The sequence below is a fragment of the Vibrio sp. CK2-1 genome (assembly GCF_021726515.1).
Lineage (GTDB): Bacteria > Pseudomonadota > Gammaproteobacteria > Enterobacterales > Vibrionaceae > Vibrio.
This window is the reverse complement of the sequence record NZ_JAKKCJ010000002.1, coordinates 407958-430540: the sequence shown is the minus strand read 5'-3', so window position 1 is coordinate 430540 and position 22583 is coordinate 407958. Positions and strand designations below refer to the sequence as shown.

14 protein-coding genes and 10 tRNA genes are annotated in these 22583 nt (G+C 43.2%); 18 read left to right on the top strand and 6 right to left on the bottom strand.

The genetic code is table 11. The annotated features are described in order from the left end of the window. Window position 1: 1 nt before the first annotated feature. Window positions 2–925 (bottom strand): glutaminase B, encoded by a 924-nt coding sequence (gene glsB, locus L3V25_RS06845; protein WP_237294682.1) that lies wholly within the window; start codon window positions 923–925, stop codon window positions 2–4. 182 nt (window positions 926–1107) lie between these two features. Here glsB and fdhF point away from each other — a divergent pair, with 182 nt between their 5' ends. Next, a complete protein-coding gene (fdhF, locus tag L3V25_RS06840; RefSeq protein WP_237294978.1) occupies window positions 1108–5268 on the top strand; it encodes a formate dehydrogenase subunit alpha in 4161 nt (1386 codons plus the stop codon). Between the two features lie 98 nt (window positions 5269–5366). Here fdhF and trmB read toward each other — a convergent pair whose 3' ends face one another. Continuing rightward, a complete protein-coding gene (gene trmB / locus L3V25_RS06835; RefSeq protein ID WP_237294681.1) occupies window positions 5367–6086 on the bottom strand; it encodes a tRNA (guanosine(46)-N7)-methyltransferase TrmB in 720 nt (239 codons plus the stop codon). 284 nt (window positions 6087–6370) lie between these two features. Between trmB and mutY the strand changes: the two genes are divergently transcribed. The 13 genes from mutY (at window position 6371) to L3V25_RS06770 (ending at window position 12313) form a co-directional block, all read left to right on the top strand. Further along, window positions 6371–7426 (top strand): A/G-specific adenine glycosylase, encoded by a 1056-nt coding sequence (gene mutY, locus L3V25_RS06830; RefSeq protein ID WP_237294680.1) that lies wholly within the window; start codon window positions 6371–6373, stop codon window positions 7424–7426. A 22-nt stretch (window positions 7427–7448) separates the two neighbouring features. Further along, window positions 7449–7721 carry an oxidative damage protection protein gene (locus tag L3V25_RS06825; RefSeq protein ID WP_237294679.1) on the top strand — a complete coding sequence of 91 codons (273 nt, stop codon included), beginning with the start codon at window positions 7449–7451 and terminating at the stop codon, window positions 7719–7721. A gap of 101 nt (window positions 7722–7822) precedes the next feature. Further along, window positions 7823–8959 (top strand): membrane-bound lytic murein transglycosylase MltC, encoded by a 1137-nt coding sequence (gene mltC, locus L3V25_RS06820; RefSeq protein WP_237294678.1) that lies wholly within the window; start codon window positions 7823–7825, stop codon window positions 8957–8959. A 127-nt stretch (window positions 8960–9086) separates the two neighbouring features. Next, window positions 9087–9162, top strand: a tRNA-Phe gene (locus L3V25_RS06815). Window positions 9163–9217: 55 nt separating this feature from the next. Then, a tRNA-Thr gene (locus L3V25_RS06810) sits at window positions 9218–9293 on the top strand. A gap of 6 nt (window positions 9294–9299) precedes the next feature. Next, window positions 9300–9375: transfer RNA gene (locus L3V25_RS06805), tRNA-Phe, on the top strand. Between the two features lie 47 nt (window positions 9376–9422). Next, a tRNA-Asn gene (locus tag L3V25_RS06800) sits at window positions 9423–9498 on the top strand. A gap of 295 nt (window positions 9499–9793) precedes the next feature. After that, window positions 9794–11392, top strand: a complete 1599-nt coding sequence (locus L3V25_RS06795) for a lytic polysaccharide monooxygenase (RefSeq protein ID WP_237294677.1) — start codon at window positions 9794–9796, stop codon at window positions 11390–11392. Between the two features lie 352 nt (window positions 11393–11744). Continuing rightward, a tRNA-Phe gene (locus tag L3V25_RS06790) sits at window positions 11745–11820 on the top strand. A 55-nt stretch (window positions 11821–11875) separates the two neighbouring features. Next, window positions 11876–11951, top strand: a tRNA-Thr gene (locus tag L3V25_RS06785). Window positions 11952–11991: 40 nt separating this feature from the next. Continuing rightward, a tRNA-Asn gene (locus tag L3V25_RS06780) sits at window positions 11992–12067 on the top strand. A gap of 55 nt (window positions 12068–12122) precedes the next feature. Next, window positions 12123–12198 (top strand) — tRNA-Thr (locus L3V25_RS06775). Between the two features lie 39 nt (window positions 12199–12237). Continuing rightward, window positions 12238–12313 (top strand) — tRNA-Asn (locus L3V25_RS06770). Window positions 12314–12511: 198 nt separating this feature from the next. Here the strand turns inward: L3V25_RS06770 and L3V25_RS06765 are convergent. Beyond that, window positions 12512–13942 (bottom strand): NAD-dependent succinate-semialdehyde dehydrogenase, encoded by a 1431-nt coding sequence (locus tag L3V25_RS06765; RefSeq protein WP_237294676.1) that lies wholly within the window; start codon window positions 13940–13942, stop codon window positions 12512–12514. Window positions 13943–14161: 219 nt separating this feature from the next. After that, window positions 14162–14246, bottom strand: a tRNA-Leu gene (locus L3V25_RS06760). Window positions 14247–14446: 200 nt separating this feature from the next. Between L3V25_RS06760 and L3V25_RS06755 the strand changes: the two genes are divergently transcribed. Next, window positions 14447–14920, top strand: a complete 474-nt coding sequence (locus tag L3V25_RS06755; RefSeq protein ID WP_237294675.1) for an RDD family protein — start codon at window positions 14447–14449, stop codon at window positions 14918–14920. A gap of 73 nt (window positions 14921–14993) precedes the next feature. On the opposite strand, the gene lptG is transcribed toward L3V25_RS06755, so the two are convergent. Both lptG and lptF read right to left on the bottom strand, forming a co-directional pair. Next, window positions 14994–16067 (bottom strand): LPS export ABC transporter permease LptG, encoded by a 1074-nt coding sequence (gene lptG / locus L3V25_RS06750; protein ID WP_237294674.1) that lies wholly within the window; start codon window positions 16065–16067, stop codon window positions 14994–14996. After that, complete coding sequence (lptF, locus tag L3V25_RS06745; RefSeq protein WP_237294673.1) at window positions 16060–17166, bottom strand: LPS export ABC transporter permease LptF; 1107 nt, start codon at window positions 17164–17166, stop codon at window positions 16060–16062. The genes lptG and lptF overlap by 8 nt, the downstream gene beginning before the upstream one ends. A gap of 247 nt (window positions 17167–17413) precedes the next feature. On the opposite strand from lptF, the gene pepA reads away from it, so the two are divergent. The 3 genes from pepA (at window position 17414) to L3V25_RS06730 (ending at window position 22456) form a co-directional block, all read left to right on the top strand. Next, window positions 17414–18928 carry a leucyl aminopeptidase gene (gene pepA / locus L3V25_RS06740; protein ID WP_237294672.1) on the top strand — a complete coding sequence of 505 codons (1515 nt, stop codon included), beginning with the start codon at window positions 17414–17416 and terminating at the stop codon, window positions 18926–18928. An 81-nt stretch (window positions 18929–19009) separates the two neighbouring features. Continuing rightward, on the top strand, window positions 19010–19486 hold the full coding sequence (locus tag L3V25_RS06735; protein WP_237294671.1) for a DNA polymerase III subunit chi: 477 nt from the start codon (window positions 19010–19012) through the stop codon (window positions 19484–19486). A 111-nt stretch (window positions 19487–19597) separates the two neighbouring features. Next, window positions 19598–22456 (top strand): valine--tRNA ligase, encoded by a 2859-nt coding sequence (locus L3V25_RS06730; RefSeq protein ID WP_237294670.1) that lies wholly within the window; start codon window positions 19598–19600, stop codon window positions 22454–22456. The last annotated feature ends 127 nt before the right edge of the window (window positions 22457–22583 follow it).

Here is a 22583-nt window from a genome sequence, read left to right as displayed (position 1 = left end):
TTTAGAATATCGACCGCCCTAACTCCGTCGATAATATCTCCAGCGCCGCGGTTCCCGCTAATGAGTTACCGGATTTATCTAATTCTGGTGACCATACTGCGATGCTCATTTCTCCCGGGATCACTGCCACAATACCACCACCGACACCAGATTTACCCGGCATGCCAACACGGAACGCAAATTCACCTGCGCCATCATAAAGCCCACAAGTAGCCAATAAGGCATTTAAACGCTTAGTTTGATTCGGAGCGATAATTTGCTTTTTGTTTTGTACCGATTGACCTTTATTGGCGAGATAACTGAATGTTTTCGCTAAATCGACACAGCTCATTTTCAGTGCGCAGGCATGAAAGTAGTTATTTAAAACCGGAATTACTTCATTTTCAAAATTACCAAATGAGCGCATCAAGTAGGCAATCGCGGCATTACGGTCGCTGTGCTGCATCTCAGAAGCGGCTACTACTTTGTCATACACAATATGCGTATCACCAGACAATTGACGGGCAAATTCTAATAAGCGATGACGAGGAGCAGATAAACGCGATTGAAGCATGTCAGCCACGACAATTGCCCCTGCATTAATAAACGGGTTACGCGGAATACCTTGTTCAACTTCCAACTGAATCATCGAGTTAAAGGCTTGGCCTGAGGGCTCTTTACCTACTCGACGCCAAATTTCTTCGGATTCATATAAACCCATCGCGAGCGTTAAACTCAAAACTTTCGAAATCGACTGAATCGAAAACGGCTCATCAGCGTCCCCTGCCTTCACCACCTTGCCATCATTGGTATAAACCGCGATAGCCAATTTATCATTCGGAACGCACGCTAAAGCGGGAATGTAGTCTGCCACTTTGCCCTTACCAATTAATGGGCGAACTTGCTCTAAGATATCGTTCAGTAATTCAGTCGTAGCTTGTGGCATAGCGGTTCCTATTTAGGGGTAATTCACACTTTTCTTGTATCAGATCATATTTCAAGCAACTTGAGTTTTTTATAGTAGTGGTATTTGTCAGACAAGTTCACTCACATAAAAATTATTAAATCAGTCGCTGTTTCAACGAGCAGAATATTGCTGGTTATTTATCGCTGCAAGGATGGGATGTAATCGTGAAAATCATTATTAATGGTCATACTTTCAGTGTTGATGGAGAACAAAATCTTCTCAATGCTGCGAAACAACATAATATCGACATTCCTTCTCTATGTGGCACGAATACGCAGGGAGAAAAAGTCGCCTGTGATTTGTGTGTGGTGGAAGTTTCCGATGGCACTACTCAGCGCGCTTGTGAAATGCAAGTCTACGATGGATTACAAGTCACCACTGAATCTGCCGCATTAAGCGCCCACAGAAAACAAGCGTTGCAGGCGATATTATCAGATCACTACGCAGACTGTGAAGCGCCTTGTAAAGTAGCCTGCCCTGCGGGTGTCGATATTCAATCTTACCTTTATCATATTTCACAAAATGACCATCAAAAAGCGATTGAAGTCATTAAACGTACCTTGCCAATGCCACTATCCATTGGTCGTGTATGCCCAGCATTTTGTGAAACTGAATGTCGCCGTAATATCATTGATGAGCCGCTTGCAATTCGTCAATTAAAGCGCCATGCGGCCGATGCGGATCTTGCTGCTCAAGAAGCCTATGTCCCACAGAAAAAACCAGCCAAACAAAAACACATTGCCGTAATAGGCAGTGGCCCTGGTGGATTAACTTGCGGCTACTACCTCACTAATGAAGGTTATGAAGTCACGGTATTTGAATCGATGCCAAAAGCCGGTGGTTGGCTTCGTTATGGCATTCCAGAGTACCGCTTGCCTAAAGATATTCTTGATAAAGAAATTGAATTAATGTGCCGTAATGGCATGCAAATTGAGCTAAATAAAAAGCTCGGTGATGACTTTACCTTAACCCGCCTAAGCCAAGATTTTGATGCAGTTTGCCTTGCGGTGGGTGCATCAAAAGCAGTGGAAATGCATTACCCCGGTTCTGATCTTGATGGTTGTTATTTAGGCGTCGATTACCTAAAAGATTACGTTATGGATCATCATTACACCACGGGCAAAAAAGTAGCCGTCATTGGTGGTGGTAACACAGCGATTGATTGCGCAAGAACCGCGGTGCGTGATGGTGCTGAAACCACATTAATCTATCGCCGTACTCGTGATGAAATGCCAGCTGAAGATTATGAAATCCTAGAAGCTGAGCACGAAGGCGTACAATTTTTAATGTTGACTAATCCGGTGGAAAACATTGCCGATCAAAATGGTCGAGTCTGCCAAATAAAATTAGAAAAAATGCATCTTGGTGAAGCCGATTCATCGGGTCGTCGTCGCCCTGAACCAACGGGGGAATTCTTTATTCAAGAGTTTGATACCGTGATTGCGGCGGTCTCTCAAAAGCCCGATCTTAGCTTTTTAGATAATGACAATATCGAGCTGCCATTATCTCGTTGGAATACTGCTGAAGTAGATGAAAATACCATGCATAGTGGCAATAAAAACATCTTCAGCATTGGTGATTTCCGTCGTGGCCCTGCTACCGCTATTGAAGCTGTCGCCGATGGTCGTGTGGCAGCAGAAGCCATCGATCGTTATTTTCAAGGCACCATGGAACACATCCCTGTTCGCCAATACGATTCTAAAAAAGAAAAATCGGTTAAACAGGTCGACCCAAAACAATTTGAAAATATTCAAAAAGTTGCTCGTGTTGTTATGCCGGAGCTGCCAATTAATCAACGCCAAGGTAGCTTTGAGGAAGTCGAAACGGGCTTTGCCAATCAACAAGCTATGGATGAAGCGGCTCGTTGTTTAGAGTGTGGATGCCAAGCCAATACCGATTGTGCCCTACGCGACTACGGTACCGAATATGGCGTGATTGATGATGAACTAGATAAATCGATGCAGCAAAAATTTGCCATTGATGACAGCTCTGAATTTATCACCTTTGATGCCAATCGCTGCATCAGCTGTGGTCAATGTGTACAAGCGTGCAATGAGAGCGGCGTTCATGGCGTTTTAAGCTTTTTGAAGAACCTTGATGGTACGCCAATGATGCGTCCAGAAGCTCGTGCTGGATTTGGTGGTGAAACCTGTTCAATGGGCGATTCAAATTGCGTACAGTGCGGTCTATGCGTACAAGCCTGTCCAACCGGCGCATTAGTCGACGCGCGCGATAAATCAGAAAGCCGCCTTGATATTCTTACTCCAGTTGAAACCATCTGCACCTACTGTGGAGTCGGATGCAAACTCACTATGTTTGTTGATCAAGCCAACAATAAAATCCGTTACGTGCAAGGAGCGGACTCGCCAGTAAACCAAGGCATGTTATGTGTGAAAGGTCGATTTGGTTTTGATTTTATTAATAATAATCAGCGCCTAACCACACCACTTATTCGACGTGATGGAAAATTACAGCCTGCTAGTTGGCAAGAAGCGATTCAATTGGTTGCTGACAAGTTCAATCATATCAAACAGCATTCTGGCTCCAATGCTTTAGCCGGTTTCTCATCGGCCAAAACCACCAACGAAGATAACTATGCATTCCAAAAGCTAGTGCGTCGTGAGTTTGGTACCAATAACTTAGATCACTGCGCGCGTTTATGTCACGCTTCAACAGTAACAGGTTTAGAGGCAACGCTAGGCAGTGGCGCGATGACTAATGATATTCCAAGCATCAAGCATTCTGATGTGATCTTTATTATTGGCTCAGATACCACATCGGCCCACCCAATTATTGCTTCACACATCAAACAAGCCATTCGTCATCAGGGTGCTCGTTTGATCGTAGCCGATCCTAAACGCATTGATATGGCCGATCATGCTGAGCTTTATGTGGCGCAACGTCCGGGCACTGATGTGATGCTGTTAAATGGCATCATGCAACAAATCTTATTAAATAACTGGCAAGACCAAGATTACATTAATGCCAATACTCAAGGCTTTGAAGCGCTCAAACAAGAGTTATTAAAGCCTGACTATGCACTTGATAAAGTTGAGCTAGTCACTGGCATTAAAGCCGAAGATATTAAACAAATCGCGCGTACTATTGGTACAGCCAAGCGAACTGCTGTTTACTATTCAATGGGTATCACACAGCACACAACTGGCCATGATAATGTGGTGTCGATTTCTAACCTACAACTACTATGCGGCAACATTGGTATTGAAGGTGGAGGCATCAACCCATTACGCGGTCAATCTAATGTGCAAGGCGCTTGTGATATGGGCGCGCTACCGACCGACTTCCCCGGCTATCAAAAAGTCACCAACCCAGAGGTTCACGCCAAATTTGTTGAAGCTTGGAACGCACCACAGCTTTCAAATCAAAAAGGGCTAACCCTAACTGAGATCATTGATGCGGCTTGCCACCAGCAAGTGAAAGGCTTATTTGTGATGGGTGAGAACCCAATGTTAAGCGATCCGAATCAAGCGCATGTGATTGAAGGATTAGAAGCACTCGATTTCTTAGTCGTGCAAGATATCTTCTTAACTGAAACCGCGCAGTATGCAGATGTCGTATTGCCGGCTTATTCATTTGCCGAAAAAACCGGTCACTTTACCAATACCGAGCGACGCGTTCAGCGGTTAACTCCCGCGGTAAAAGCACCGGGAGAAGCAAAAGAAGATTGGTGGATCATCCAACAAATCGCCAATGCTATGGGTAGTGATTGGGGTTATCACTCGGTCTCCGACATTACCGCTGAAATTACTCAAGTTACCCCTCAATATGCGGGAATCACTTGGGATAAAGTTGGCCGAGATGGTGTGCAATGGCCTTGTAATACCACAAACCCTGACGGTACTCGCTTAATGCACAGTAACGGTATTATGCGTGGCAAAGGTCAATTAATCGCGACACCATTTAGATATGCCGCAGAATTGCCTGATCCTGAATATCCATTAGTGCTAACGACAGGGCGAGTACTGGAACAATTCCATACTGGTACTATGACTCGTAAAACCAAAGGATTAGATAATCTAGCAGGGCCTCGCGCCATGATCAGCGTACAAGATGCTGAAGCGTTAGGGATCAAAAATGGTGAACGTTTACAGGTCTCCAGTCGTCGCGGGGAAATTGAAATCGACGCTTTTGTCACCAAACGTATGCAGCAAGGTGTAGTGTTTATTCCTTTCCACTTTGTAGAGGCGGCAGCAAACCGATTAACCGTCACTGCGACTGATCCGCACGCTAAGATCCCAGAGTTTAAGGTCGCGGCAATCAAAGTAGAGAAATGCTTAACCAGTGAGACTGAAGCGGTTTAAAGCTGTTAATCTAAAAATGCTTAACTGAAACTGTTAAACCTTAAACAAAAAAACCAACCGCGCGGTTGGTTTTTTATCATTAATCTTTATTAGATCGATTAGCTTTCACGACGGAATTTAATATCCCATACGCCATGACCTAAACGATGGCCACGAGCTTCAAACTTAGTTAATGGACGCTCATCCGGACGAGGAATGAAATCACCATCAGTGGCAATATTTTCAAAGCCCGGCGCTTCATTCATCACTTCAATCATATGCTCAGCGTAGTTTTCCCAGTCAGTTGCCATATGGAAAATGCCTTCACCAATAATGAGCTTTTGACGAACCATTTCAGCAAACTCTAGTTTCACAATACGACGTTTATGATGACGTTTTTTGTGCCAAGGGTCTGGGAAGAATAGTTGTAACGTGATCAAACTATTATCTGGGATCATGTGCTCAAACACTTCAACTGCATCATGACACATTACACGTAAGTTCGTTACGCCAGCTTCTTGCGCTGACGCTAAACAAGCACCCACACCTGGGCTATGAACTTCAATACCGATAAAGTTTTTCTCTGGTGCATTCTTCGCCATTTCAACTAATGACGCGCCCATACCAAAGCCAATTTCTAGAACAACTGGATTATCGTTACCAAATACTTGTTTCCAATCTAGACGCTGTTGAGCAAACTCGATGCCCATGGTTGGCCAGCATTCTTCAATCGCTTTTTCTTGGCCTTTGGTTAAGCGCCCTTCACGGCGAACAAAACTGCGAATTCTGCGAACAATTTTGCCTTCTTCATTTACTTCGTTGGTTGTTACTTCTGTCATGGTTTCGCCTGAAGATTATGCCAAGTTTGATTGTTCTAGCTGAAACTTAGCGATTGAAAATAATGAGTGATTTTAAATAATAGAGGCTATTCAAAACTAGGGTGAGAATTATCCAAAGATACGCTCAAGGTGCAAGCTTTTATCGTCGAATTAATCGACTTTCTCATCGGTTTATTGCCACTTCACCCAAATAGCCATTTTTATCCATATAATTTACATGGTTTACTAAACTGTATAGCTATGGTGGAATCAACGCCAATTAAAATTCAAATAAAGAGTAACCAGTGAGTACATTTTCTGATTCCATTTTAAATTGGTATGAAAACTTTGGCCGTAAAAGCTTGCCTTGGCAGCAAAATAAAACCGCCTATAAAGTTTGGTTATCAGAAATCATGTTACAACAAACCCAAGTCACCACGGTTATTCCTTATTTTGAACGCTTCCTTGAGCGCTTTCCTACCGTGACAGATTTAGCCAAAGCGCATCAAGATGAAGTACTCCACCTTTGGACTGGACTAGGGTATTACGCTCGTGCTCGTAACCTGCACAAAGCGGCGCAAATTGTCGAGCAAGACTACCAAGGTGAATTCCCGACCGATATAGAACAAATGAATGCTCTACCGGGGATTGGCCGTTCAACCGCAGCGGCAATTTTGTCTTCGGTTTATAAACAGCCTCACGCCATATTAGACGGCAATGTAAAACGTACTTTAGCACGTTGTTTTGCCGTAGAAGGCTGGCCGGGGCAAAAAACCGTTGAAAACCAATTATGGCAAATAGCGGAACAACATACGCCGAAGCATGATGTTGATAAGTACAATCAAGCCATGATGGATATGGGCGCAATAGTGTGTACTCGTAGTAAACCTAAATGCGACTTATGCCCTATCGAGCAGTTCTGCCAAGCCAAAGCCCAACAGCGCCAACTTGATTTTCCGGGCAAAAAACCGAAAAAAGAAAAACCGATAAAGGAAACTTGGTTTGTGATGCTTTATCACGACAATCAGGTTTGGCTAGAACAGCGTCCGCAAAGCGGCATTTGGGGAGGGTTATTTTGTTTCCCTCAACATTCAAATCAAACCATTGAAGATTTGCTAGATAATAAAGCGATTACGGAGACGATGATAAGCCAGAAAAGTACTTTGACGGCCTTTCGTCATACTTTTAGCCATTATCACTTAGATATCACGCCAATCTTAGTAAAATTGAATAAACAACCAAGCTTGGTGATGGAAGGTCAGCAAGGTCTTTGGTATAACTTATCTCAACCGAAAGAAGTCGGGCTCGCCGCACCAGTCAAACAACTGCTGCATAGCTTGCCTTACGAACTTAACGATTAATTCAATCTCTCAAGGAGCTCCTATGAGCCGTACTGTAAACTGTGTTTTCTTAAAGAAAGAAGCGGAAGGCTTAGATTTCCAACTTTACCCTGGTGAACTCGGTAAGCGTATTTTCGATAACATCAGCAAAGAAGCTTGGGGCCAATGGCAGCATAAACAAACCATGCTGATCAATGAGAAAAAATTAAACATGATGGATCCAGAGCACCGCAAACTACTGGAAACTGAAATGGTTAATTTCTTATTTGAAGGAAAAGAGATCATTATTGATGGTTATACCCCACCGAGTGAATAATCGGGTATAATACAACCAACTTTTGTAGCAGGCATTGCTCTTCCCGTTTTGGGAAATCGAAAGCAATGCCTGTTTTGTTTTTAAGCAAATTCGAACTCGACATGAATAAAAAACTTTGGCTGTTACTCATCACCTTTTTTGCCCTTTCTGGCTGTAGCCGAGAATTTATCGAAAGTATTTATGATGTCGATTACACCCCTACCAATCGCTTTGCTAAAAACCTAGCACCACTTCCTGGCCAATTTGCCAAAGATACCGCCGCTTTAGATAGTTTGATGAATCAGTTCTCCGGCCAAGTCGCCAACAAATGGGGGCAAGACAATATCAAGATGGCGGGCGCGAAAACCTACGTTAAATATACCGATGGCTACTTAAACCGAGCCGATATCGACTTTGATAATGGTACTGTCACCGTAGAAACCATTGCCTCAACTGATCCCACAGGGCACTTAAAACAAGCGATTGTGACTACCCTACTAACGCCAAATAACCCAGCGAATGTTGACTTATTCTCATCTAAAGAGATCGCAATGGGCGGTAAACCATTTTTATCCGATCAGGTCGTTGATCAAAATGGTCAATCGATTCAATGGTCTTGGCGTGCTAGTCAATTTGCTGATTATCTTATAAAAAACAAGCTTAAGACTCGCACTATTGATTTTAAAAAGTCGTACTATGTCACCATCCCTATGGTAAAAAACCACTCCAAACTACGTAGTTATCAATATGCTGATATCGTGCGTAAAGCTTCAAAACAATATGACATCCCTGAAGATCTTATCTATGCCATCATCAAGACGGAAAGTAGCTTCAACCCTTACGCAGTGAGCTGGGCGAATGCTTATGGCTTAATGCAAATCGTACCCAAAACAGCCGGACACGATGTGTTTAACCTAGTTAAAGGTAAATCGGGCATGCCAACGCCTCAATATCTATACAATCCAGCCAATAATATAGATACCGGCACGGCCTACTTTTACATTTTAAAAACCCGTTACTTAAAGGGCATACGAAATTCAACCTCGCTGCAATACAGCATGATTTCAGCGTATAACGGTGGCTCCGGCGGAGTGTTTAACACCTTTGGTGGCGGTAAAACCAGTGCCATCAATGACATTAACAGCTTACAAACTAGTCAAGTTTATTGGGCACTGACCAAAAAACACCCGAATGCCGAGTCTCGCCGTTACCTAGAAAAAGTAACGGCTTACCAAAAAGAATTTCATTCGATGAAGTAATATTTGTATTAAAAAACAGCAAATCACACTTTTTTGCTTAAATTGGCAGCAAACAAACCTTTTTTTCGAGTTTTTTACAAAAACAAGTTGACGGTGAAGCAGAAAATCCGTTTAATAGCGCTCCGTTGCCCGGATAGCTCAGTCGGTAGAGCAGAGGATTGAAAATCCTCGTGTCGGTGGTTCGATTCCGCCTCCGGGCACCACAATTAAATTGTTGGTGTCATGGTTACATGCACGGACAAGCAATAAATATAGTGTGCCGACTTAGCTCAGTAGGTAGAGCAACTGACTTGTAATCAGTAGGTCACCAGTTCGATTCCGGTAGTCGGCACCATTTATTGCCTCGATAGCTCAGTCGGTAGAGCAGAGGATTGAAAATCCTCGTGTCGGTGGTTCGATTCCGCCTCGAGGCACCATTATTTAGTTAACGACTGATTGCATCAATTAGTGTTAAAAGAATAATTCCCCTTTAGTTCAGTTGGTAGAACGGCGGACTGTTAATCCGTATGTCGCAAGTTCAAGTCTTGCAAGGGGAGCCACTTTAAAAAACCTCATCATCTGATGAGGTTTTTTTTCGCCTTCAATAACATCCTTTACCCATCCTTTACCATAGTTTCGCCTCACCACATTTTCTCTGCTTAGCTGGCTTTTTCCAATTTATGTAATCTTTATGTCAATTAGCTTCACTTTCAAAGCGACTATTCAATTTTACTTCGACAAGTGAAACTGAAGATAAATTTCTTCGAGAGAGTGTTCAAACTAACAATTTTCTATTCTGCCTTTTTCTTATCCCCCACCACACTCCATGCCATTCAATAACAAATGGAGGTGTGTATGAATTATTCACTTTTTCGAAGCAAATTATGCTTATCCACGAGCGTCATTAGCTTAACTTTACTTTCAACTCATGTACAAGCGCATGGTTACCTAGACTACCCACCAGCAAGGCAACAGATTTGTGATATGGATGGCGGTTACTGGGATTCAACCGATGGTAGTACTATTCCCAACGCTGCTTGCCGTGCCGCGTTTTTAGAATCAGGCTGGACGCCATTTGTGCAAAAGCCAGAGTTTTCCACTTTAGTTTCTAACTACAATGATCAAGCTGCCGTTGAAGCAACCATTCCCAATGGCGAATTATGCTCAGCGGGCGATAAAGCCAAACATGGTATCGACCTACCTTCACCTGATTGGCAAAAGACCAAACTTGATTTAACCAACAATGGTAAGGTCACCCTGCAATATCGCGCCAACACGCCCCATAACCCAAGCTTTTGGAAAGTTTACTTAACCAAGCCAAATTATGATTCTGCAACTATGCCGCTGGCTTGGAGTGATTTAGATTTAATCGCGGAGTTTGGCAACTTGGCAACCGTTGAGCTTAATGGCAAAAAGTACTATCAAATGGAAGTCACACTGCCAACGGATCGTACTGGCGATGCTATTTTATATACTCGCTGGCAACGTCAAGATCCGGCAGGGGAAGGTTTTTATAACTGTAGTGATGTTTCATTTACCGGTAACGACGATGGAACCGATCCAAATAACCCGCTCGATAAATGGGTCAGTAGCGGTAACTACCTAGCTTCAACCATGGACGCAAATGCTGGTGATACGGCTTGGCTACGTATCTTTGATGAAAATGGCCAAGAGATCGTGTTTGAAAAGTTCCCAATTGATAATGATGCGGAAACTGTGTGGGCAGAATCTTTAGCAACAACCGTGAATCAAAAATACCCACAAACGGTGCAAATTGGTTTAAAAGACTCAGCTTCACAAACTATTCAGTACCAAAGCCAAGATTTGTATAGCAATTTGGTTTATGTCACCAACTCGAATTACAGCTATCAACTAGAAATCAAAACGGGTAATCAAGCTCCGGTTATTACTGCTCCAAGCAATTTAAGCGTGCAAAGCGGAGAAAGCCTAGTGTTTGAGGTTTCAGCAACCGATGCCGACAATGATCCGCTGATATTCAGTGTCGATAAAGGCAATATCATCACTCAAAGCGACACTAGCATTACCGTCAATTATCAAGCACCAGAAACTACAACTACTCTCAATGAAAGCATAGTGGTTTCGGTTGGCGATCCTATTACCACTAGCCAATCAACAATTTCCATTACTGTAACCCCATTAGAAGATGACGGTAATAACAATGGCGAAACTACTTGGGATAGTGCAATTGCCTACAACAGCGGTGATGTCGTGCTATATAACGGCGTGAGCTATACCGCTAAATGGTGGACTCAAGGTGATCAGCCTGACACCTCAAGTGCTTGGCAAGCGGCCGCAAGTGATAATGCTGAGTGGCAAGCCGATAAGGTCTATACATCCGGTGATACGGTAAACTACCACGGCGCTTCTTATAAAGCACAATGGTGGACACAAGGCGATGAACCAACCTCTGGTGGACCGTGGGCCCAAATATAATTTTAATCCCTTCAGATAAGCTGTAACGAAAAAGGAGAGATAGTTTAATCACTACCTCTCCTTTCTATTATGTATTCGAGCAATCATGTATTCGATGATAATGACTCACTTAGCTTATATTTTCGGCATTCAGCACGATGAATTGCACTCAAGCTAAACTTATACCCAAGCTACTCTTATTCTCATTCGCTTTCACGTCAGTAATCACCCACAAATAAACAGCAAAATTTGAGAAAAAAACGTCCTATTGTGTGGAGAAACACGCAATGGCGACTATAAATTACTCAAACGAACATTTTTTTATATTTTACTGTTGACGTTAGTCACGAAAAACCGTTTAATACCCCCCGTCGCCCGGATAGCTCAGTCGGTAGAGCAGAGGATTGAAAATCCTCGTGTCGGTGGTTCGATTCCGCCTCCGGGCACCACTATTTATAGTTTGGTGTCTTGATAAAGTAGACGTCAAATTGAAAAATACAGTGTGCCGACTTAGCTCAGTAGGTAGAGCAACTGACTTGTAATCAGTAGGTCACCAGTTCGATTCCGGTAGTCGGCACCATTTTTTCTAGCTTAATCACTAGAAATAAAAAAAGAATAATTCCCCTTTAGTTCAGTTGGTAGAACGGCGGACTGTTAATCCGTATGTCGCAAGTTCAAGTCTTGCAAGGGGAGCCAATTTAAAATTGTTTGAATCAAGAATTCAGATAATTAGAAGCAAAAAACAAAGTGCGCCGACTTAGCTCAGTAGGTAGAGCAACTGACTTGTAATCAGTAGGTCACCAGTTCGATTCCGGTAGTCGGCACCATTTTCTAGCTTAATCACTAGAAATAAAAAAAAGAATAATTCCCCTTTAGTTCAGTTGGTAGAACGGCGGACTGTTAATCCGTATGTCGCAAGTTCAAGTCTTGCAAGGGGAGCCACTTTAAAAAAACCTCATCAGATGATGAGGTTTTTTTTCGTTTCTAGGGTAGAACTATCAGAACTCGGAAACGCCACTCTCTCAAACCGAGAAAAAGTAGCGTCTTACTAAATACGTGTAAAAGCTATGAGTAAAAGCAAAGCGTTCGAAAAATCGCTCTTCCTAGAAACTAGGAACCAAATACCTTTACCCTGCTTCATTATCGATCTAACCCACCAATACACACGTATTTCGTCTCTAGGTATTCTTCTAAACCTTCTTTGGCCCCTTCTCGACCATTACCCGATTGTTTCATGCCACCAAACGGCGCAACTTCCGTCGAAATAATACCTTCATTGACTCCTACCATGCCGTACTCTAGATTATGCGCGACACGCCAAATGCGGTTCATGTCTTGGCTATAAAAATAAGCGGCTAATCCGTAGATAGTGTCGTTGGCCATCGCAATCATTTTATCTTCTTCAGAAAAACGAATGATCGGTAATACTGGGCCAAAGATCTCACCTTGAACTAATGGCCTATCGTGCTCAACATCCACCAATACCGTTGGTGCTATAAAGTTGCCTTCTAACGATTGCTCTTTATTTACTTGTCTTGCTCCGCGGCCTTTCGCTTCTTCAATCAAATCAGAAACTCTTTGCTTCGCCTCTTTTGAGATAAGCGGACCAATATCGGTTGACTCATCAAGCCCGTTGCCAACTTTAAGTTTATCGACTTCCGCCACCAGCTTTTCAATAAATTCATCATAAACCGCATCTTGCACATAAAAGCGATTAGCACATACACAAGTTTGCCCTGCATTACGGAACTTACTGGCAATCGCCCCTTTAACCGCACTATCAATATCCGCATCATCGAACACGATAAATGGCGCATTGCCACCGAGCTCCATTGAAGTACGTTTAATGGTTGAAGCACACTGCATTTGTAATTTACGCCCCACGAGAGTCGAACCAGTGAACGAAAACTTACGAACAGAAGGATGATAGGTAAACACCTCCCCTACATCATGCGCATTTTCTCCCACAACCATGCGTAGAACGTCTTTAGGGATGCCAGCCTGATATGCCAACTCAGTGACCGCAAATGCCGTCAGAGGCGTTGATTCAGACGGTTTACAGATAAAGCTACAACCAGCGGCCAGTGCCGGTGCCGCTTTACGAGTGATCATGGCTAATGGGAAGTTCCAAGGGGTAATTGCCGCCGCCACACCAATCGCTTGTTTTACCGTTAAAATGGTTTTGTCATTACTCGCCGATGGAATGGTATTACCGTAAGCGCGACGCCCTTCTTCAGCAAACCATTCGATAAAAGAGGCTCCGTAACGCACTTCACCTAACGCTTCTTTTAATGGCTTACCACCTTCTAAAGTGATCAGCATGGCAAGATCATCTTCATTTTGTAAAATCAATTGATGCCATTTCTTCATAAGCTGGCAGCGTTCGGCAACCGGCTTTTTCTGCCAGATTTTTTGCCCAGCTTCCATATCAGCAACATCATGCTCAATTCTCGCTTGGCAAGAAACCGGCACCGTAGCGAGCAAACTATTATCAAATGGATTGAATACTTGCTGCCCTTTGCCATCCGTTAACACCGAGGCAAGGAGTGTTTGATTTTTTAATTGCTTCATATTCATCCCTTTTTTATTTTTAATACTTTCAGTTTAGCTGAAATTAAATCAGTAAGACTGCTTCATAATGCGCTCAATGAGAATGAAAATCTATCGACGAAGATCACCACTTCAAAAAATGAAGTCGCTTAGTATGGATTGAGGAAAGGAAGAAAAGAGACTAGCTAGATTTCAGATGCAAAAAAGGCGCTCAATTGCTTGAACGCCTTTCTTTAAATTTGGTAGCGGTGGGCGGACTTGAACCGCCACGCCCGAAGGCAACGGATTTTGAATCCGTCGTGTATACCAATTTCACCACACCGCCAAAATGTCACTCAATTAGCTTATAACGCTAAGGAGTGATTGGAATTATACGTATGGAAGACACCGGCGCAAGTGTTAAATTTTCAAAATGGTTTAATCGCTGATATTTTCACCATTAATGCTAATTAGATACAAGTTTCAACTTTAAATGTCTCATACAAATGGCTATTCTGCTGACACCTTTTATAAATTAGATCGCTTATGAATTCTCAAGTACACACCAAGCCTGCTGGTTTTTTACGTCGTTTGGCGGCGATATTTTATGATGCTCTGATTATTATTGCGGTGGAAATGATCGCGGTAGGTATTGTGATTGCCACCATGGAAGCCCTTTTATCTCAAGGCATCATCAGCTACGGCTCTTATATTGATGCTAGTGATTTACTCAATCATCATCCTGTTTGGAGTATTTTATTTCATGGTTATGTGGTGTTTGTCTGGGTTGGCTTTCTAAGCTTCTTCTGGATGAAAGGACAAACTCTCGGCATGCGAGCTTGGAAGTTAAGAGTACAGAATGAAGATGGTAGTAATATCCGTTTCGCTCAATCTTTAATTCGAGCGGCTACATCTCTATTTGGGCTGGGTAATATCACTGTGTTATTTGATTCTGAAAAAAGAGCCCTGCAAGATATGTGGTCAAAGTGCCAAGTGATTCACCTACCAAAAGCTGTTTAAATTCAATCAGCTACTTGAACACATTAAAAAGGGATGCACTTGGCATCCCTTGTTTGTTTTGGCTATTTCACTGCTAGGCTTTCCGCCTCATCAGCATCACGGCGACCACTAGGAAGATCACACTCGGAGCGAGTGCGCCTATTATCGGTGGTATGCCATATACCAAGCTCATTGGGCCAAAGACTTCACTGGAAATGTAGAAAGTAAAGCCGGCAATAACACCCGATAGAATCCTTGCCCCCATGGTCACACTACGCAGCGGACCAAAAACAAACGATAGCGCCATCAACATCATCACAGCAATAGATAACGGCTGGAAGACTTTACGCCAAAAGGCTAATTCATAGCGAGATGGATCTTGCTCTGAATCTCTCAAATAAGTCACATAGCTGTATAAACCGGTTAATGACAATTCTTCTGGCTTAACCGTTACGACTGCTAGCTTGTCCGGCGTTAATGTCGTATGCCATTCATAATTTGGCTCTTTCACTTTACTAAGCTGAACGTCATTTTCCATCTTAGTAATTTGCACATCTTTCATCATCCAGCGATTGTCATCTTCGTAACGAACGGTTTGAGACACTAGAATATCGTTAAGTTTTTTCTCTTGATCAAACTGCCAGATGGTCACGCCTTTTAACTCATCTTCGCCATTCACTCGACCGATATAGATAAAGTTATTACCATCACGCGCCCAAACACCATCTCGAACCGAAACAATGTCACCACCGGCAATCGCCATGGCACGTGAATCTCGCGCCAGTTTTTGTGCTTGTGGTGAGCCCCATTCGCCTAGGATCATCACCATTAGCATTAAAGGCACTGCGGTTTTCAATACTGAAACACCAATATTTAACTTCGAGAAGCCCGATGCCTGCATGACCACAAGTTCAGAACTAGCCGCTAACATACCGAGACCAATCAAGGCACCAAGTAACGCTGCCATTGGGAAGAACATTTCGATATCACGAGGAATACTTAATACCACAAAGTACAAAGCTTCCATCAAATCGTAAGTACCTCGACCTACTTTACGTAACTGCTCAACATATTTAATGATGGCAGACAAACCAACCAAGGTCGCGAGACACAAAGAAGAAGTGGCAATAATGGTTCGGCCAATATACCAATCAAGAATTTTAAACACGGCTCAACTTCCTTCTTCTCAATTTATCTCTGAGTCCACGTACAAACAAGCTATCTAAACTATTGAGAATAATCCCGGCAATCAACAAGCAAGCATTTATCGACCACATTCCTAATGCTGGTGGCACACTACCATCTTCAATAGCCGATTTCATGGCACTGATTGCTAAGAAGTAAGCTAAATAAATCAATACAGCAGGACCTAGTTTGGCAAAACGCCCTTGTCTAGGGTTAACCGCCGATAAAGGCACCACCACTAAAGTAAGCAGTGGGATACAAACAATCAACGTTAAACGCCATTGCAGTTCAGATTTAGCTTCTAGGTCATTGATGCCGATAAGATCTTTGGTTGGAATGGCTTCCCACTTACGCTTTTTCGTTTGCACATCACGTTGACCAATTAACGCTGAGTATTCGTCATAATCGGTATTGCGGTAATCTAAAGAGTTAGGAATGCCTTCATAACGAACCCCATCTTTTAGGGTTAACATTTGACGGCCATCGGGGAATTCTTGCACCACACCAGAGTTAGCAAACATCACGCTTGGACGAACCGAATCTCTTGGTTGTGCTTGAGCGACAAATACATTGGTCAGTTGTTTATCTTTAATATCATCAACAAAAACCACTGCACTACCATCTGGCGCAGGTTGGAACTGGCCTTTTTTAAGCAAATCAATACTACTGGTTGCGGTAACTTGCTCAAGAAGTTGGGTTACTTTTTCCTGACTCCAAGGCGAAAGGTATAAAGAGTTAAAACCGGCAATAGCACCGGTGATCACCGCAAGATATAAAGCTGCATGCACTAAAAACTTATTACCAATCCCGGTAGCATTCATTACCGTGATTTCACTTTCAGCGTACAGGCGGCCAAAAGTCAGCAAGATGCCAACATATAAACTCAATGGCAGCATTAATAGCCCCATTGCTGGCATATTAAGACCAACAATCGACATAATCATACTGGCGGGAATGTCCCCATCAGATGCATCAGCTAACACACTGATAAATTTTTGGCTCAAAAACACGAGAAAAAGCACAAAGAAGACGGCGAACTGGCTTTTGAGTGTCTCGCGGATCAAATATCTAACAATAATCACGCAGCATTACCTATACAAAACTTGTTTTTTTGACGGAATCACTATAGTTTTCCGATGAGTCTATTATTTTTAATGTTTTTTAACTATATTAATCTTTAAATATCGAGTGAATATTCAAAGCCACTCGATTTACTATTTCTAACTAAATCTTGTGTCGCTTAATTCTAGAACAGTTTGCTCAATGGCAACGAAGAATAAGCATTATCCAACATTTAGTTCTATTTGTCTTTAGGATGTAGGAGTACGCATGGAGTTCAGTGTAAAAAGTGGCAGCCCAGAAAAACAACGCAGCGCTTGTATAGTCGTTGGTGTGTTTGAGCCACGTCGCCTTTCTCCTGTCGCCGAGCAACTAGATAAAATCAGCGACGGCTATATTAGTTCATTATTACGTCGAGGTGACCTCGAAGGTAAACCAGGCCAAATGCTACTATTGCACCAAGTACCGGGCATGTTATCTGAACGTGTTCTACTTGTTGGCTGTGGTAAAGAACGTGAACTAGGCGAACGTCAATACAAAGATATTATCCAAAAAACCATCAGCACCTTGAACGACACCGGCTCAATGGAGGCAGTATGCTTCTTAACTGAGCTACATGTCAAAGGTCGTGATACTTATTGGAAAGTTCGCCAAGCAGTTGAATCAACAAAAGATAGCCTTTACACCTTTAATCAGTTTAAGAGCAATAAGCCAGAAACTCGCCGTCCTCTACGTAAATTAGTGTTTAACGTACCGACTCGTCGCGAGCTTAACCTCGGCGAAAAAGCGATTGCTCATGGTTTAGCGGTTTCATCAGGTGTTAAAGCATCGAAAGATCTTGGCAATATGCCACCGAATGTTGCAAACCCAGCTTATCTTGCTTCTCAAGCACGTCGCCTAGCCGATGATTTCGAGACCATCACCACCAAAATTATTGGTGAAGAAGAGATGGAAAAACTCGGCATGCACTCTTACCTAGCAGTCGGTCGCGGCTCACGCAATGAATCTATGATGTCTATCATCAACTATAAAGGTAACCCAGATCCAGAAGCCAAACCGATTGTGCTTGTGGGTAAAGGTTTAACCTTTGATTCAGGCGGTATTTCATTAAAACCAGGCGAAGGCATGGATGAAATGAAATACGACATGTGTGGCGCCGCTTCTGTATTCGGCACCATGAAAGCACTCGCGAAACTCAACTTACCAATTAACGTGGTTGGTGTGTTAGCGGGCTGTGAAAACATGCCAGGCAGCAACGCTTATCGCCCAGGTGATATCTTAACCACGATGTCAGGCCAAACGGTTGAAGTATTAAATACCGATGCAGAAGGTCGTTTAGTACTTTGTGATGCACTGACTTATGTTGAGCGTTTCGATCCTGATTGCGTTATTGATGTAGCAACCTTAACTGGTGCTTGTGTGATTGCACTAGGTCATCACATCAGTGGCGTAGTTGCTAACCATAACCCGCTATCGCATGAGATTGTTAACGCATCAGAGCAAGCGGGTGACCGCGCATGGCGTCTACCTATGTCTGATGAATATCAAGAACAACTCAATAGCCCATTTGCTGATATGGCAAACATCGGTGGTCGCCCGGGTGGCACAATTACCGCAGGTTGTTTCTTATCTCGCTTTACTAAGAAATACAATTGGGCGCACCTTGATATTGCAGGCACAGCTTGGAAATCAGGCGCACAAAAAGGCTCAACCGGCCGTCCAGTACCGTTACTAGTACAATTCTTAGTAAACCGTGCATCAGGCTCGCAAATCTTAGAAGAATAATTCTTATCTCTTTGATGAGCTAATCGTATAAAATGGGGGCCTTTACGGTCCCCTTTCATTTTGGCGAACATAAAACTGCGTATGGCTATTGCAACTTTTTACATCATTGAACCAAACAGCTTGCAAGATACTACGACTGGCCATATTGACTATGCGGTGTATTTAGCCAGTTATTTTGCTTCTCAAGGGGCAAAAGTGTACGTCAATGCACAAGATAAAAGCCAAGCAGAAGCCATAGATGAAGCCTTTTGGCAAAAAGAACCTGAACAATTTCAATCGCATAACTTATCTGGAGAAGGCCCTCAATATGGAACTCCAATTGAAATAGGTTTTAGCCAAGTAAAGCCACATCGCAACCGCCAGTTAGTCATCAATATGGCGAATGATAATACAATTTTTGCTCAGACCTTTAGACAAGTGGTAGACTTCGTTCCTTGCGAAGAAAAACCAAAGCAACAAGCTCGAGAAAGGTATAAAATCTACCGACAAGCTGGCTTTGAAATGCAGACAATTAACATTAAAAACGTTACTCGTAGCTCGGAAAAGCAAAGCACGTAAATCGAGTAGCTAATAAATCGAGCAGCGAAGCGCTCTAGCAACGAAAAAGCGCAGCGCTCTAGGCTCGAAAAACATTATTTTTCACGCTCAACGTATCGATAAAAGAAGACTATGGAAAAGACATATAACCCAACATCAATTGAACAAGCGCTATACCAGCGTTGGGAAGAGGCTGGTTACTTCAAGCCTCATGGTGATACTTCAAAGCAAGCCTACAGCATTGTCATTCCACCGCCGAACGTCACCGGCAGTCTTCACATGGGCCACGCTTTCCAAGATACCATCATGGATACTTTGATCCGTTGTGAGCGTATGAAAGGCAAAAACACCCTTTGGCAAGTCGGTACCGACCATGCCGGTATCGCGACTCAAATGGTCGTTGAACGTAAGATTGCAGCAGAAGAAGGCAAAACAAAACACGATTACGGTCGTGAAGCCTTTATCGATAAGATCTGGGATTGGAAAGCAGAATCAGGTGGCAACATCACTCGTCAGCTTCGTCGCCTTGGCGCATCAGTTGATTGGGATCGCGAACGCTTTACTATGGATGATGGCCTATCTGATGCCACTCGTGAAGTGTTCGTCCGTCTTTATGAAGATGACCTGATTTACCGTGGCAAACGCCTAGTAAACTGGGATCCAAAACTGCACACTGCGATTTCTGATCTTGAAGTTGAAAACAAAGACAAAAAAGGTCACATGTGGCACTTCCGCTACCCATTAGCCGATGGCGCATTAACTGCGGAAGGTAAAGACTACATCGTGGTCGCAACCACTCGTCCTGAAACTGTACTAGGTGATACTGGTGTTGCGGTTAACCCAGAAGATCCTCGTTACAAAGATATCATTGGCAAAGAAATCATCTTGCCTATCGTAGGTCGTCGTATTCCAATCGTTGCTGACGAACACGCTGATATGGAAAAAGGCACAGGTTGTGTGAAGATCACTCCTGCGCACGATTTCAATGACTATGAAGTGGGCAAACGCCACCAGCTTCCAATGATCAACATTTTAACGCTAAATGCTGATATCCGTGATGCCGCTGAAGTTTTCACTACAACTGGTGAACCATCTGATGTTTATAGCACTGACATCCCTACTCAATATCAAGGCATGGAACGTTTCGCAGCACGTAAAACACTCGTTGCAGAAATGGATTCACTTGGCTTATTAGAAGAAGTTAAAGATCACGACCTAACCGTTCCTTACGGTGACCGTGGTGGCGTGGTTATCGAGCCAATGCTAACTGACCAATGGTATGTTCGCACTGCACCTTTAGCCGCTCCAGCGGTGAAAGCGGTAGAAGATGGCGAAATTCAATTCGTACCTAAGCAATATGAAAATATGTACTTTGCGTGGATGCGTGACGTACAAGACTGGTGTATCTCTCGCCAACTTTGGTGGGGCCATCGTATTCCAGCTTGGTATGACAACAACGGCAACGTGTATGTAGGTCGTACTGAAGAAGAAATTCGTGAGAAAAACAACCTAGATCCAGTGATCGTTCTACGCCAAGACGATGACGTATTAGATACTTGGTTCTCTTCAGCGCTTTGGACGTTCGGCACTATGGGCTGGCCTGAAAAAACCAAAGATCTTTCAACTTTCCACCCAACCGATGTATTGGTGTCTGGTTTTGACATCATCTTCTTCTGGGTTGCACGTATGATCATGATGACCATGCACTTTGTGAAAGATGAAAATGGTAAAGCACAAGTACCATTTAAAACCGTTTACATGACGGGCCTTATCCGTGATGAAAACGGCGATAAGATGTCTAAGTCAAAAGGTAACGTACTTGACCCAATCGACATGATTGACGGTATTGATCTTGAGTCTCTGGTTGAAAAACGTTGTGGCAACATGATGCAGCCTCAGCTTGCGAAGAAGATCGAGAAAAACACCCGTAAAACTTTTGAAAACGGTATCGAACCTTATGGTACTGATGCTCTACGTTTCACCCTAGCAGCCATGGCTTCAACTGGCCGTGACATAAACTGGGATATGAAGCGTCTTGAAGGTTACCGTAACTTCTGTAACAAACTATGGAACGCAAGCCGTTACGTATTGATGAACACAGAAGAGCAAGATTGTGGTTTTGCTGAAGGTGCCGAGCTTGAATATTCTCTAGCCGACAAATGGATTGAAGCTCAATTCGAAATCGCCGCTAAAGAGTTCAATGCACATATCGAAAACTTCCGTCTAGATATGGCTGCTAATACGCTATACGAATTCATCTGGAACCAATTCTGTGACTGGTACTTAGAGCTAACTAAGCCAGTATTATGGAAAGGCACAGAAGCAAAACAACGTGCTACTCGTCGTACGCTAATTACTGTACTAGAGAAAACATTGCGTCTTGCGCATCCTGTGATCCCATACATCACAGAGTCTATTTGGCAGAGCGTGAAACCTCTTATTCCTGGCGTTGAAGGCGACACCATCATGACTCAGGCCATGCCTCAGTTTGATGAAAATAACTTCGACCAAAAAGCACTAGACGATATCGAGTGGGTAAAACAATTCATCACTTGTATCCGTAACCTACGTGCAGAATACGATATTGCGCCAAGCGTACCACTTTCAATTATGCTGAAAGCGGATTCTGTTGATGCTAAACGTCTTGAAGATAACCTAGCGGTATTAAGCTCTCTAGGTAAGCTGGAAGATGTGAAAGTATTAGCGGAAGGCGAAGAAACACCAGCATGTGCAACTTCACTGGTAGGTAAATCAACTATCATGGTGCCAATGGCAGGTCTGATTGATAAAGATGCAGAACTGGCTCGTCTTGATAAAGAAGTCGCGAAAACCCAAGGTGAAATCAAACGCATCGAAGGTAAGCTAAACAATCAAGGCTTTGTCGCAAAAGCACCAGAAGCAGTTGTTACAGCCGAGCGCGCTAAGCTTGAAGGCTACCAAGAAACTTTGGTTAAGCTAGAAGAGCAAAAAGCGACTATTGCGGCGTTGTAAAGCAGCGATACTCGGTTTTCGGGCGCTACGCTGCTCGTAACTCGAAAAAGAACGATTAAAGGCTAGCCGAGAGGTTAGCCTTTTTCGTTTTGCAGTAAAGCGACCTAATCAATAGCTTTTTCCTATC

Coding starts and splice junctions, on each gene's coding strand:
- L3V25_RS06765 (WP_237294676.1), bottom strand. CDS start 13,942: ATGAAGCAATTAAAAAATCAAACACTCCTTGCCTCGGTGTTAACGGAT.
- pepA (WP_237294672.1), top strand. CDS start 17,414: ATGGAGTTCAGTGTAAAAAGTGGCAGCCCAGAAAAACAACGCAGCGCT.
- mltC (WP_237294678.1), top strand. CDS start 7,823: ATGAATAAAAAACTTTGGCTGTTACTCATCACCTTTTTTGCCCTTTCT.
- L3V25_RS06735 (WP_237294671.1), top strand. CDS start 19,010: ATGGCTATTGCAACTTTTTACATCATTGAACCAAACAGCTTGCAAGAT.
- glsB (WP_237294682.1), bottom strand. CDS start 925: ATGCCACAAGCTACGACTGAATTACTGAACGATATCTTAGAGCAAGTT.
- L3V25_RS06755 (WP_237294675.1), top strand. CDS start 14,447: ATGAATTCTCAAGTACACACCAAGCCTGCTGGTTTTTTACGTCGTTTG.
- trmB (WP_237294681.1), bottom strand. CDS start 6,086: ATGACAGAAGTAACAACCAACGAAGTAAATGAAGAAGGCAAAATTGTT.
- L3V25_RS06825 (WP_237294679.1), top strand. CDS start 7,449: ATGAGCCGTACTGTAAACTGTGTTTTCTTAAAGAAAGAAGCGGAAGGC.
- L3V25_RS06730 (WP_237294670.1), top strand. CDS start 19,598: ATGGAAAAGACATATAACCCAACATCAATTGAACAAGCGCTATACCAG.
- L3V25_RS06795 (WP_237294677.1), top strand. CDS start 9,794: ATGAATTATTCACTTTTTCGAAGCAAATTATGCTTATCCACGAGCGTC.